This is a genomic window from Streptomyces sp. NPDC002057, assembly GCF_040296665.1.
Lineage (GTDB): Bacteria > Actinomycetota > Actinomycetes > Streptomycetales > Streptomycetaceae > Streptomyces.
In genome coordinates this window covers 131,103-143,958 of record NZ_JBEOXR010000004.1, presented here as the reverse complement: position 1 = coordinate 143,958, position 12,856 = coordinate 131,103, and the positions used below count along the sequence as shown (strand labels likewise).

At 71.7% G+C, this 12,856-nt stretch carries 10 protein-coding genes; 6 read left to right on the top strand and 4 right to left on the bottom strand.

The features are described 5' to 3' along the window. Positions 1–117: 117 nt before the first annotated feature. The 3 genes from ABT129_RS05340 (at position 118) to ABT129_RS05330 (ending at position 4,174) form a co-directional block, all read left to right on the top strand. Entirely contained in the window at positions 118–696 is a 579-nt protein-coding gene (locus ABT129_RS05340) for a TerD family protein (RefSeq protein WP_351896812.1), read from the top strand. A 140-nt stretch (positions 697–836) separates the two neighbouring features. Beyond that, complete coding sequence (locus ABT129_RS05335) at positions 837–2,936, top strand: TerD family protein (protein WP_351896810.1); 2,100 nt, start codon at positions 837–839, stop codon at positions 2,934–2,936. A gap of 230 nt (positions 2,937–3,166) precedes the next feature. Beyond that, a complete protein-coding gene (locus tag ABT129_RS05330) occupies positions 3,167–4,174 on the top strand; it encodes a TerC family protein (protein WP_351896808.1) in 1,008 nt (335 codons plus the stop codon). A gap of 105 nt (positions 4,175–4,279) precedes the next feature. Here ABT129_RS05330 and ABT129_RS05325 read toward each other — a convergent pair whose 3' ends face one another. From ABT129_RS05325 to ABT129_RS05315, 3 genes are all read right to left on the bottom strand, one after another. After that, entirely contained in the window at positions 4,280–5,572 is a 1,293-nt protein-coding gene (locus ABT129_RS05325; protein ID WP_351896806.1) for an MFS transporter, read from the bottom strand. A gap of 133 nt (positions 5,573–5,705) precedes the next feature. Further along, the gene (locus ABT129_RS05320) at positions 5,706–6,362 is read right to left on the bottom strand and encodes an MBL fold metallo-hydrolase (protein ID WP_351896803.1); all 657 of its coding nucleotides are present in this window, start codon (positions 6,360–6,362) and stop codon (positions 5,706–5,708) included. A gap of 44 nt (positions 6,363–6,406) precedes the next feature. Further along, positions 6,407–7,090: a maleylpyruvate isomerase family mycothiol-dependent enzyme gene (locus ABT129_RS05315; protein ID WP_351896801.1), complete on the bottom strand. Its 684-nt coding sequence runs from the start codon at positions 7,088–7,090 to the stop codon at positions 6,407–6,409. Positions 7,091–7,277: 187 nt separating this feature from the next. Here ABT129_RS05315 and uvrA point away from each other — a divergent pair, with 187 nt between their 5' ends. After that, positions 7,278–10,349, top strand: coding sequence for an excinuclease ABC subunit UvrA (uvrA, locus tag ABT129_RS05310; RefSeq protein WP_351896799.1), 3,072 nt, complete (start codon positions 7,278–7,280; stop codon positions 10,347–10,349). A 195-nt stretch (positions 10,350–10,544) separates the two neighbouring features. Beyond that, complete coding sequence (locus ABT129_RS05305) at positions 10,545–10,982, top strand: Rieske (2Fe-2S) protein (protein ID WP_351896797.1); 438 nt, start codon at positions 10,545–10,547, stop codon at positions 10,980–10,982. A 121-nt stretch (positions 10,983–11,103) separates the two neighbouring features. Here ABT129_RS05305 and ABT129_RS05300 read toward each other — a convergent pair whose 3' ends face one another. Then, a complete protein-coding gene (locus ABT129_RS05300; protein WP_351896794.1) occupies positions 11,104–12,033 on the bottom strand; it encodes a hypothetical protein in 930 nt (309 codons plus the stop codon). A gap of 235 nt (positions 12,034–12,268) precedes the next feature. Here ABT129_RS05300 and ABT129_RS05295 point away from each other — a divergent pair, with 235 nt between their 5' ends. Beyond that, positions 12,269–12,856: a papain-like cysteine protease family protein gene (locus tag ABT129_RS05295; protein ID WP_351896792.1), complete on the top strand. Its 588-nt coding sequence runs from the start codon at positions 12,269–12,271 to the stop codon at positions 12,854–12,856.

Below are 12,856 nucleotides of genomic sequence, written 5' to 3'. Positions count from 1 at the left end.
AGACCGACACAAAACCGGACCACACCTCCTCGGTGTCCGTGGCGCTGCGTAGGGTGCTCGACAACCGCACGCACCGGAACAGCGGTCGCGGGGAACGCCAACGAGAGGGGCAAACGCGTGTCGGTCAACATGACCAAGGGTCAGGCCATCAGCCTGGAGAAGAAGGGCGGGGGCAACCTCAGCCAGGTGCGGATGGGCCTCGGCTGGCAGGCCGCGCCCCGCCGCGGTCTCTTCGGCTCGCGCACCCGTGAGATCGACCTGGACGCCTCGGCCGTGCTCTTCGCCGACAAGCAGCCGGTCGACGTGGTCTTCTTCCGTCACCTGGTCAGCGACGACGGCTCGGTCAAGCACACCGGCGACAACCTCGTCGGCGGTGCGGGCCAGGGCGGCGACGACGAGGCGATCCTCGTCGACCTGGAGCGCGTCCCGGTCCACATCGACCAGATCGTCTTCACGGTGAACTCCTTCACCGGCCAGACGTTCCAGGAGGTGCAGAACGCGTTCTGCCGGATCGTCGACGAGACGAACGGGCAGGAACTCGCGCGCTACACCCTCGACGGCGGCGGCCGCTACACCGCCCAGATCATGGCGAAGGTGCACCGGGCCGGCTCCGGCTGGCAGATGACGGCCCTGGGCAACCCGGCCAACGGACGCACCTTCCAGGACTTGATGCCCGCGATCCTGCCGCACCTGTAGGCGGTCCGCGCAGCACCCATCCGCAGCTCCCGGAGGCAGCAGGCCACCGGGAGCTGTCCCGCATGAACGCTTCCACCGCAATGAACGCTTCCACGTACAACGCCTGATCCGCGCCGGGCAACGCTGAGGGGACAGAGTCGATGACGGCCGAGCTGGTCCGGGGGCAGAACCACCCCCTGCCCGACACCCGACTGGAGATCCGGGTGTCCGCCGGCCATCCCGTCCTCGCCGGTGCCACCCTCTGCGACGAGCGGGGCAGGGTCCCGGGCGCGGAGTGGATCGCCCACCCCGGCGCGCCCTCCCTGCCCGGCGTCGACGTCCCCGGGCAGGCCGCCGCCGACCACCGTCTCACCGTCGACCTGGCGGCCGTCCCCGGCGCCGTCCACCGGGTCTCGGTCCTCCTGGCGCTGCCCGGCGCGCGCACCGGGGGAGCCGCCCGCTTCGGGAGCGTCGCCGCCCCGTTCGTCGCCGTCGCGGGCCCCGACGGGGACGAGATCGTGAGCTACACGATCACCGGCCTCGACAGCGAGTCCGCCGTCGTCGCCCTGGAGCTGTACCGCAGACAGGACACCTGGAAGGTCCGCGCCATGGGCCAGGGGTACGAGGGCGGGCTCGCCGACCTCCTCGGCGACCAGGGCCTGGAGCGTTCGGCCGACCTGGCCGCGTCGATCCTGGAGACGCTCGCGCCCGGGCCCGCCCCGGTCGCCGCCCCGACGCTCCAGGTGCCCGAGGAGGGGCGGGTGCGGCATGCGGCCGCCCTGACCACGCCGGACCCGAACCCGGCGACCCCGGTGACGCCGCCGACCCCGGTGACGAGCCCGCCTCCCCTCCCCGCAGCGGGCACGAACACGCCGGTCCCGGGCGCGAACACGCCGGTCCCGGGCGCGAACACGCCGGTCCCGGGCACGAACACGCCGGTCCCGGGCACGAACACGCCGACCCCGCTCGCGGGCGCGCCGACTCCCGTCACGGGTACGTCGGCCCCCGTGACGGGCGCGCCGACCCCCGTCGCGGGAACCTCCGTTCCCGGTGGCGGCGGGCCGATCGACTACGCCCACCCCCGGCGCCGGAAGGCCGCCCCCGAGTCCGAGCCCCGGCAGGCTCCGCCCACCCCGGTCGCCGGGGACGCCTCGGGCTGGTCCATGGACGAGCGCCTGTACAACCAGGTGTGGGGGATGTTCGAGGACCTGGCGCGGACCGCCGCCGCGTACCGCAGCGCCTGCGACTTCGCGGAGTCCCGGCTCGACCGGGAGCTCGACGAGACGCTCTCCGACTACCGCGCCCGTGGCGGGGGCGCCAACGACGCCGCGCGGGCGGCCGCCCGCGCCCGGCACGACGAGCTGGTGGAGCGGGCCCGGGCGGTCCTGGACCGGGACCTCGCCCAGCTCGCGGCCGAGTCGGAGGTCGTCGAACCGGCCCTGCCCGCCGCGTACGCCCGCTGGGACCACCCCGTCTGGCAGGCCTACCGCGTCCCCGCCGAGGAGCCGATGGCCGTCCGCCTCGGCGATCTGCACCTCCCCGAGCGGACCGAGCTGCGGATCCCGATGCTCGTCCGGCTGCCCCTGGAGCGCGGGCTCTGGGTGGACAGCGGCCGCGGCCGCTCCGAGGCGGCCGGTCTCCTCGACGAGGTCGAACTGCGCAGGCTCGCCCTGGACAGCGCGGTCGCGCACGCGGCCCGGCTGCTCGCGGCGCACCCGGCGGGCGCGTTCACCGTCCACGTCGTCGACCCGGCCGGTGCGGGCGCCGCCGCGCTCGCCCCGCTCGTGGAGACGGGCGTCCTCGCGGCCCCGCCGGCCCGGGGCGCGGCCGGGGTCTCGGCGGTCCTGGAGCAGCTCACCGAGCGGGTGGACCTGTTGCAGATGGCGGCGCGGGCCGGGGCCGCCGACGCCCTGCCGCCCGGTCTGGACACCGCCCGGCAGCTGCTGCTCGTGCACGACTTCCCGCACGGCTTCGACGACCGGGCGGTCACCCGGCTCCGGTACCTCGCGGACGAGGGGCCCTCGGTCGGCGTCCATCTGCTGATGGTGGCGGACCGGGAGGACGCGTCCGCGTACGGGCCGCTGCTCGATCCGCTGTGGCGCTCGCTGCTGCGGCTCACGCCCGTCCCCGACGACCACCTCGCCGATCCGTGGGTCGGCCACGCCTGGTCGTACGAGCCTCCGATGCTTCCGCCGGGCAGCGGTGTCCTCCGTTCGGTCCTCTCGGAGGTGGCCGCCGCCCGCCGGGGACAGCGGTTCTGACCTGGCCTCTTGGTAGCTCTTTACCCTGCGCTTTACCTTCTCTTGGTCTTTCGGGTAGGCTTTCCGGTGCGGAGGGGAGTACTCCCCATGCGCGGCGTACCCGTCAATACGGACGGATCCTCATCGATCCGATCCCGGGGCGTCGGCCCGGCGGCGAGGATTCGCCCCGGGTGGAAGAGACCTCCGGCAGCGACGACGCTGATCAGTAGCCGTACGACGCCGGAGGCGCAGTGGACGTTTCAATGACCATGTGGGTGCTGACCATTCTTGGTCTGGTCGCCCTGATCGGAGCCGACTTCTTCATCGGGCGCAAGCCCCATGACGTCTCGGTCAAGGAAGCCGGAATCTGGACGATCGTCTGGATCGTCCTGGCCGCCCTCTTCGGAATCGGCCTGCTGTTCTGGGGCAACAGCCAGGCGTCCGGCGAGTTCTTCGCGGGCTACATCACCGAGAAGTCGCTCAGTGTCGACAACCTCTTCGTCTTCGTCCTGATCATGGCGAAGTTCTCGGTGCCCTCCCACCTCCAGCAGCGGGTGCTGCTGGTCGGTGTGCTCATCGCCCTGGTGCTCCGCGCGATCTTCATCGCCGCGGGCGCGGCGGTCATCGCGAACTTCTCCTGGATCTTCTACATCTTCGGCGCGTTCCTGATCTACACCGCCTGGAAGCTCATCCAGGAGGCGCGTGCCGACGAGGACGAGGACGACTGGGAGGAGAACCGTCTCCTCAAGAGTGTCGAGAAGCGGTTCGGCGTCGCCGACCGGTACCACGGCACCAAGCTGTTCATCCAGAACAACGGCAAGCGGATCATGACCCCGCTGATGGTCGTCATGCTCGCCATCGGCACCACCGACATCCTCTTCGCCCTCGACTCCATCCCGGCGATCTTCGGCCTGACCCAGGACCCGTACATCGTCTTCACGGCCAACGCGTTCGCCCTGATGGGTCTGCGCCAGCTGTACTTCCTGATCGGCGGTCTGCTCAAGAAGCTGGTCCACCTCAGCTACGGCCTGTCGGTGATCCTCGGCTTCATCGGCGTCAAGCTCGTGCTGCACGCCCTGCACGAGTCCGGGGTGCACGTCCCGGAGATCTCCATCCCGTTCTCCCTCACGGTCATCGGCGGTGTCCTGGTCATCACCACGATCACCAGCCTGATCGCCTCGAAGCGGCAGGCGGAGCGCGAGGCCGCCGAGAGCGTGGCCGACGCCGACGGTGCCGAGAAGGACAGCATCGGCGCCTGACGCGGCACACACGGCGACGGCCGGCCGGGGTCTCTCCCCGGCCGGCCGTCGCCGTGTCCCCGCACATCCGGAGCGGCTCCCCGGGCCGCCGCCGGCTTCTCCGGGTCAGGCGGAGGCCGGGGCGGGTTCGGGGACGGTCTCCCGCTCGCGCCGCGGCAACGTCTCCGGGAGGAGCGCGAAGCAGGCCAGACTGACGAGGGCGACCACGGTCAGATGGGCCGCGACACCCCAGGGGGGACCGGAGCCGCCGTCGGAGAGGGCCGTGGCGACCAGGGGTGTGAGGGCGCCGCCCAGGACGCCCGCGAGGTTGTAGCCGACGGCGGCGCCGGTACAGCGGACACGGGGCTCGTACAGCTCCGGGAGGTACGCGGCGACCACCGCGAACATGGTGATGAAGGCGAGCAGCGCGCCCAGGAACCCGAGGAACATCAGCAGCGGCCGCGCCGTGTGCAGCAGCGCCACCATCGGGAACATCCAGAGCGCGGAGGCCGCGCACCCCGCGAGACACAGCGGCCTGCGGCCCCAGCGGTCGGCGAGGAGCGCCACGAACGGGGTGGTCGCGCCCTTGATCGCGACCGCCGCCATGACGCAGGTCAGCATCACGGTGCTGCTCACCCCGAGCTGCTCGGTGCCGTAGGACAGGGCCCAGGTGGAGACCGCGTAGAAGGTGGCGTAGCCGACCGCGAGGGCTCCGGCCGTCAGCAGGACGAGCCGCCAGTGGTCACGGACGACCTCGGCCAGCGGGGCGCCCGCGCGCTTCCCGGACGCGGACAGCTCCTCGAACTGCGGGGTCTCCGCCAGCGAGGAGCGCAGCAGCAGCCCGACCGCGGCGAGCAGGCCCGCCGCCCAGAACGGCACCCGCCAGCCCCAGGAGCGGAACTCGGCGTCGCTGAGGCCCGCCGAGAGCGCCAGCATCACCCCGTTGGCCAGGAGGAACCCGATCGACGGGCCGATCTGCGGAAAGCTCGACCAGAGCGCACGCCGGTGCGCGGGGGCGTGCTCGGCGGTGAGGAGCACGGCCCCGCCCCACTCGCCGCCGAGGCCGAGGCCCTGGAGGAAGCGCAGGACGAGCAGCAGCACGGGGGCGGCGATGCCGAGCGTCGCGTACGTCGGGACGCAGCCGACCGCGACCGTGGCGCAGCCGGTCAGGAGCAGCGAGGCGAAGAGCACCGGGCGCCGTCCGTACCGGTCGCCGACGTGTCCGAAGAGGATCGAGCCGAGCGGGCGGGACAGGAAGCCGACGGCGAAGGTGCCGAAGGCTGCCAGGGTCCCGGCGAGCGGGGAGAAGGTCGGGAAGAAGAGCGGCCCCAGGACGAGGGCGGCGGCGGTCCCGTAGACGAAGAAGTCGAAGAACTCGATGGCGGTGCCGACGAGCGAGGCGGCGGCGAGCCGGGGCATGGAGGGCGGAGGAGGTGGCGACGGAGAGTGACTGGTGCGCATGTCGCGCCAACTACCCCTCCGCCGTCCGGGTTACGGGGGCGTGCGGAAGCGCGCGGCTGATCAGCCGCGCGCTGGTCGGCCTTCGGTCAGCTCACCAACCGCGCTCGCGCCACTCCGCGAGGGAGGGGCGCTCGTCACCGAGCGTGGTGTCCTTGCCATGGCCCGGGTAGATCCAGGACTCGTCCGGGAGAACCGCGAAGAGCTTGGTCTCCACGTCGTGGATCAGGCTGGCGAAGGCCTCCGGGTCCTTCCAGGTGTTGCCCACCCCGCCCGGGAAGAGGCAGTCGCCGGTGAAGACGTGGGGGTGGCCGTGCGGGTCGTCGTAGACGAGGGCGATCGAGCCCGGGGTGTGTCCGACCAGCCGGCGCGCGGTCAGCTCGACCCGCCCCACCCGGATCGTGTCGCCGTCCTCGACGGCCACGTCGGTCAGGACCGGGATGCCCTCCGCGTCGTACGCGCCGGCGAAGGTCGCGGCGCCGGTCGCGGCGACCACCGCGGCGAGCGCCTGCCAGTGGTCGCCGTGCCGGTGGGTGGTGACGACGGCCTTGATGCCGTCGTCACCGATCAGCGTGAGGAGCGTGTCCGCGTCGTTCGCCGCGTCGATCAGCAGTTGCTCGCCGGTGGCCCGGCAGCGCAGCAGGTACGCGTTGTTGTCCATCGGGCCGACCGCGACCTTCGAGATCATCAGGTCCGTCAGCTCGTGCACGTCCGCCGGTCCGCCGACCTTCACCACTCCGCTGTACGTCATGCGCTCAGCCTAGCTCCGCGCACCGTCAGCGGGTGCTGTCGCGGCTACAGCGCCGGGAGTTCCGGCAGCGGGCCGCCCTCGGCCTTCAGGGCGGAGCCGTCGCGGCGGCCGGCGAGCCAGCCGAGGAGGTCGGGGGCCGGGCCCGTGACGGTGACGCCGCCGGACGCGCCGCCGGTCGTCCACGTCCCGCCGTCGGTCGACCGGACGACCGTCGCCGGCACGTTCTCCAGGCCGCTGAAGCGCTCGGCGAGGAAGGCGATCTCGCGGGTCGTGAACTCCTCGGGCAGGTCCTCCAGCTCGTAGCCGACGCCCAGGTCGACGTGGTGCAGGTCCACCTCCACCCAGCGGCGGAAGGGGATCCGGGAGGCGCTGTCCGTGACGCCGTTGCGGAGCTCGACCGTCCGGCTCCAGTCGGCGGGCTCGGCGCCCACGGCCAGGAAGCGGTCGGCGCTCTCGCGCAGGTCGGCGAGGTGGACGTCGACCGGGCGGCCGGAGTCGCGCTCGATGTCGGCGTCACGGGTCGTGGCGTCGGGATACATGGGAAGACCCCGGAGGACGTTCACCAGGGCGTCGGCGTTGCGGGCGACGTGGGCGAGCACATGGCCCCTGGTCCAGCCGGGCAGCCGTGACGGCTCGGCCGCCGCCGCGTTGTCCAGGGAGGCGGCCGCGGTCAGCAGCTTCTCCGTCGCTTCGCGGACGTGAGCAAGGTCGCGTTCGTGGTCGATCATGGCGCCGACCCTAGTGCCAGCCGGGGTCCCACCACTCGTTCGGGTGAAGAGGTCTCCGGAGGACCGGAAATCGAATGTGCGTGCTATAGGCTCGATGGAAGCATCCGGCATCCTGGAGTTGTTGGGTGTACAGGCACATCAGCAGCTCTCAGGCACATCCGCTCTCTGAAGAAAGGTGCGGACCGGCGTGGCCGACCGTCTCATCGTCCGTGGCGCTCGTGAGCACAACCTCAAGAACGTCTCGCTCGACCTCCCTCGCGACTCCCTGATCGTCTTCACCGGGCTGTCCGGGTCGGGCAAGTCCTCCCTCGCGTTCGACACGATCTTCGCCGAGGGGCAGCGCCGCTACGTCGAGTCGCTCTCCTCCTACGCCCGGCAGTTCCTCGGCCAGATGGACAAGCCGGACGTCGACTTCATCGAAGGTCTGTCGCCCGCCGTCTCCATCGACCAGAAGTCGACCTCGCGCAACCCGCGCTCGACGGTCGGCACCATCACCGAGGTCTACGACTACCTCCGCCTGCTCTTCGCCCGCATCGGCAAGCCGCACTGTCCCGAGTGCCACCGGCCGATCTCCCGCCAGTCGCCGCAGGCCATCGTCGACAGGGTCCTGGAGCTGCCCGAGGGCAGCCGCTTCCAGGTGCTCTCCCCGCTCGTGCGCGAGCGGAAGGGCGAGTTCGTCGACCTCTTCGCCGACCTCCAGACCAAGGGCTACAGCCGGGCGCGGGTCGACGGGCAGACCATCCAGCTCAGCGAGCCGCCGACGCTGAAGAAGCAGGAGAAGCACACGATCGAGGTGGTCGTCGACCGCCTCACCGTGAAGGACGGCGCCAAGCGCCGCCTCACCGACTCGGTCGAGACCGCGCTGGGACTCTCCGGCGGCATGGTCGTGCTCGACTTCGTCGACCTCGCCGAGGACGACCCCGAGCGCGAGCGGATGTACTCGGAGCACCTCTACTGCCCGTACGACGACCTGTCGTTCGAGGAGCTGGAGCCGCGCTCCTTCTCCTTCAACTCGCCCTTCGGCGCCTGCCCCGACTGCACCGGCATCGGCACCCGCATGGAGGTCGACCCCGAGCTGATCGTGCCCGACGAGGACAAGTCCCTCGACGAGGGCGCCATCCACCCCTGGTCGCACGGCCACACCAAGGAGTACTTCGGCCGGCTCATCGGCGGCCTCTCCCAGGCCCTCGGCTTCCGCACGGACATCCCGTACGCGGGACTGCCGCAGCGCGCCAAGAAGGCCCTGATGCACGGCCACAAGACCCAGGTCGAGGTCCGCTACCGCAACCGGTACGGACGGGAGCGGGCGTACACCACCCCGGCCTTCGAGGGCGCCGTCTCCTTCGTCAAGAGGCGCCACACCGAGGCCGAGAGCGACTCCAGCCGCGAGCGCTTCGAGGGCTACATGCGCGAGGTGCCCTGCCCCACCTGTGAGGGCACCCGCCTCAAGCCGATCGTCCTCGCCGTCACGGTCATGGAGAAGTCCATCGCCGAGGTCTCCGCGATGTCGATCAGCGACTGCGCCGAGTTCCTCTCCCGCCTCAGGCTGAACGCCCGGGACAAGCGGATCGCCGAGCGGGTCCTCAAGGAGGTCAACGAGCGGCTGCGCTTCCTCGTCGACGTCGGCCTCGACTACCTCTCGCTCAACCGGGCCGCGGGCACGCTCTCCGGCGGCGAGGCCCAGCGCATCCGGCTCGCCACCCAGATCGGCTCGGGCCTGGTCGGTGTGCTGTACGTGCTCGACGAGCCGTCCATCGGCCTCCACCAGCGCGACAACCACCGGCTCATCGAGACCCTGGTGCGGCTCCGGGACATGGGCAACACGCTCATCGTCGTCGAGCACGACGAGGACACCATCAAGGTCGCCGACTGGGTCGTCGACATCGGCCCCGGCGCCGGCGAGCACGGCGGCAAGGTCGTCCACTCCGGCACCATGAAGGAACTCCTCGCCAACGAGGAGTCGATCACCGGGCAGTACCTGGCCGGCCGCCGGGCGATCCCCACCCCGGAGATCCGCCGCCCGATCGACCCCGGCCGCCGCCTCACCGTGCACGGGGCCCGCGAGAACAACCTGCGGGACATCGACGTCTCCTTCCCGCTGGGCGTCCTCACCGCCGTCACCGGCGTCTCCGGCTCCGGCAAGTCGACCCTGGTCAACGACATCCTCTACACCCACCTGGCGCGCGAGCTGAACGGCGCCAAGTCGGTGCCCGGTCGGCACACGCGGGTGGACGGCGACGACCTCGTCGACAAGGTCGTGCACGTCGACCAGTCCCCGATCGGCCGCACCCCGCGGTCGAACCCGGCGACCTACACCGGCGTCTTCGACCACGTCCGCAAGCTCTTCGCCGAGACGATGGAGGCCAAGGTCCGGGGCTACCTGCCCGGCCGGTTCTCCTTCAACGTCAAGGGCGGCCGCTGCGAGAACTGCTCCGGCGACGGCACGATCAAGATCGAGATGAACTTCCTCCCGGACGTCTACGTCCCGTGCGAGGTCTGCCACGGCGACCGGTACAACCGGGAGACCCTGGAGGTCCACTACAAGGGCAAGTCCATCGCCGAAGTCCTGAACATGCCGATCGAGGAGGCCCTCGACTTCTTCGAGGCCGTCCCGACCATCTCGCGCCACCTGCGCACGCTCAACGAGGTCGGCCTCGGGTACGTCCGGCTCGGGCAGTCCGCGCCGACGCTCTCGGGCGGCGAGGCGCAGCGCGTGAAGCTCGCCTCCGAGCTCCAGAAGCGTTCGACGGGCCGCACGGTCTACGTCCTGGACGAGCCGACCACGGGTCTGCACTTCGAGGACATCTCGAAGCTGATCAAGGTCCTCTCCGGCCTGGTCGACAAGGGCAACTCGGTGATCGTCATCGAGCACAACCTCGATGTCATCAAGACCGCCGACTGGCTCATCGACATGGGCCCCGAGGGCGGAAACGGCGGCGGCCTGGTCGTCGCCGAGGGCACGCCGGAGGAGGTCGCCTCGGTCCCGGCGAGCCACACCGGCAAGTTCCTCCGCGAGGTCCTCGGCGCGGACCGGATCAGCGACGCGGCCGTCGCCGTGCCGGCGGCCCGTGGAGCGAAGAAGGCGGCGGCCAAGAAGGCCCCGGCCAAGACCGCCGCCAAGAAGACCGTGGCGACGAAGGCCGCCGCCACGAAGGCCGCCGCTCCGGCCAGGAAGACGGCCACGAAGGCGACCGCCACCAAGGCGACCGCCACGAAGGCCGCCGCCAAGAAGGCGACGGGCAAGGCCCGCAAGGCCTGACGCCGGAGGCAGGGCCCCACCCCGGGGCCCTGCCTCCCGGCCGCCCGCGCGCGGGGCCGTACCCGGGGTCCACGGGCCGGGCTGCGGCAGGCCCGCCGCGCAGGGTTCACGGACCAGGCCCGGACGTCGGCGCCGCACACCACGCCGGTATCGTCGGTTCGGTCACGCCTTGCCCCGATCCACCGTGGAGCGCCCATGTCCGGCCAGTCCAGCCGCCGCACCGTACTGAAGGGCGCCGCTCTCGCCGGTGCCGCCGGGCTGGGAGTCGCCGCCTGCTCCACCGAGTCCAAGCTCGGCCACGCCGAGGTCCCGACCCCGACCGCCCCGGTCTCCCTCGGCGCCCCGGACGAGATCCCGGTCGGTGGCGCCAAGCTCTACCGCGAGCAGCGGGTCCTGGTGAGCTGCCCGGCCAAGGGCCAGTACAAGGCGTTCAGCGCCCAGTGCACCCACGCCGGCTGCGTCCTCGACAAGATCGAGAACAACGAGGGCAACTGCCCCTGCCACGGCAGCCGCTTCGACGTGACGACCGGCAAGGCGCTCAAGGGCCCGGCCACCGTCCCGCTCCCCGAGGTCCCGGTCCGCGTCGAGAACGGCAGGCTGATCGCCGGCCCCGAGGCCGCCCCGAAGGCCTGAGCCGCCCGGGGAAGAATTCCCGAGCCCGGGAACCGGCCACCCGAGACCGGGGAACCGCCCCCCCTGAGCCCCCGGGAACCGCCACCCGAGCCCCGGAACCGGCCCCCGAGACCCCCGGGAATCAGGTCCAGTCCCAGTCGATCCCCAGGATCCCCGGACGCACCCCCTGCTCCACGACGTGCACCGTGCGGTGCCGGCCGCTCAGGGTCAGCTCCGCACGGCCCCCGCGCGGCGCGCCCGTCGAGGCCTGCGCGAACCTCCGGCACCGCACCGGCAGCGCCGCCTCGTCGAAACGCACCTGAAGCACGTACTGCCCGCCGGCGAAGCTGAACCCGCGCACGTACTCCCCGCTCGACCCCGCCGTACCGTCCTCGAACCCGTACGAGAAGAGGTACGTGTCCCCGGCCCGCAGCCGTGCGTCGAAGAGCAGCTCCGCGATCAGGACGCCCGTCCCCGCGTGCCAGCGCACCCGCCCGGTCCGGCAGTTCTCCACCGCCCGCACCCGCACCCGCGCCGGGTCGCAGCCCGGGTCCCCGTGGTGGATGGCGAGATAGCGGTCGACGCCGTCCCGGTGCGCCCGCACCACGTGCTGCGACTCGCGCCCCACCAGCTCCCGCCCGGACCCGATCCGGACCCGCTCGTGGTGCCCCACCGTGTGCAGCCCGCCGTCCGTCGGCGACTCCAGCTCCGCGAGCAGCTCCTCGACCGAGCCGGACGCCTCGACCAGTGAGCGGTACGAACGGGCCGCCGGGCGCTCCACCTCGGACCGCGCGGCGGCGTCCTCCGTGAGCAGCCGCAGCAGCGAGTTCCCCGGCAGCTGGAGCACCTCCTCCAGGGCCCGGACCGCCTTCATGGACTCCGGCCGCTGCGGACGGCGGGCGCCCTGTTGCCAGTAGCTCAGACTCGTCACCCCGACCTTGACGCCCCGGTGGGCGAGATGGTGCTGGACCCGCTGGAGCGGCAGTCCGCGCACGGCAAGCGCGGTGCGCAGCGCCAGATGGAAGGGGCCGGTGTGCAGGAGTTGCACGAGATCGGCCTCGGTGTGGCTCACGAGGACTCCTCAGTGAACGTTCACGGTGGGGGAGCGGACCGCGGCGCCGCGTGGGGTGGGCGGGCAGGTGGGCCGAGGGCGTCCGTTCACACCCGGGTCACACCGTTCACAGTCCGATGTCACCCCGCATTGAAGCGTGTTGACCGGATCCGGACAACGGAAGATGCTCCAGACCAGCGTCCGGACGCGCTCCTCCACCCCCCATCCCCACACCCCCCGCTCTGGGAGGAACGCGATGCGCAGTAGAAAGCTGAACCTCGCGGCACTCGCCGCAGCCGCCCTCTTTCTCGTCCCCACCACGTCGGCGTCCGCCGCCCCCGCCGCCGAGGACGCCGCCGCCCTCGGCTCGAAGCGGCTGAACATCACCATGCAGGCCCAGCAGAAGACCAACTGGTGCTGGGCGGCGGCCGGCAACACCATCGCCACCTGGTTCGGCCGAAACTACAGCCAGAACCAGTTCTGCAACGCCGCCTTCAACCGGCAGCAGGGCTACGACTGCCCGAACAACCAGGCCACCCTCGGCAACGTCCAGACCGGACTCAGCTGGGCCGGTGTCCGGCCCGGGTCGTACGTCACCGGCTGGCTGCGCTACCCCACCGTGCAGACCGAGATCAACGCCGACCGGCCCATCGAGACCCGCATCCAGTGGTCCAGCGGCGGCGGCCACATGCACGTGATCCACGGCTACGACGACGCCAACAGCTGGGTCTACTGGGGCGACCCCTGGCCCTCCAGCGACCGCTACAACTGGGCCTCGCACGCCTGGTACGTCGACAACAGCTCCTTCTCCTGGACCCACTCCCTCTACCGGATCGGGGCGTGA

What these genes read in the sequence shown, in the direction of transcription:
- ABT129_RS05305 (WP_351896797.1), top strand. Translation starts at nt 10,545, where the DNA reads ATGTCCGGCCAGTCCAGCCGCCGCACCGTACTGAAGGGCGCCGCTCTC.
- ABT129_RS05335 (WP_351896810.1), top strand. Translation starts at nt 837, where the DNA reads ATGACGGCCGAGCTGGTCCGGGGGCAGAACCACCCCCTGCCCGACACC.
- ABT129_RS05320 (WP_351896803.1), bottom strand. Translation starts at nt 6,362, where the DNA reads ATGACGTACAGCGGAGTGGTGAAGGTCGGCGGACCGGCGGACGTGCAC.
- ABT129_RS05295 (WP_351896792.1), top strand. Translation starts at nt 12,269, where the DNA reads ATGCGCAGTAGAAAGCTGAACCTCGCGGCACTCGCCGCAGCCGCCCTC.
- ABT129_RS05325 (WP_351896806.1), bottom strand. Translation starts at nt 5,572, where the DNA reads ATGCCCCGGCTCGCCGCCGCCTCGCTCGTCGGCACCGCCATCGAGTTC.
- ABT129_RS05315 (WP_351896801.1), bottom strand. Translation starts at nt 7,090, where the DNA reads ATGATCGACCACGAACGCGACCTTGCTCACGTCCGCGAAGCGACGGAG.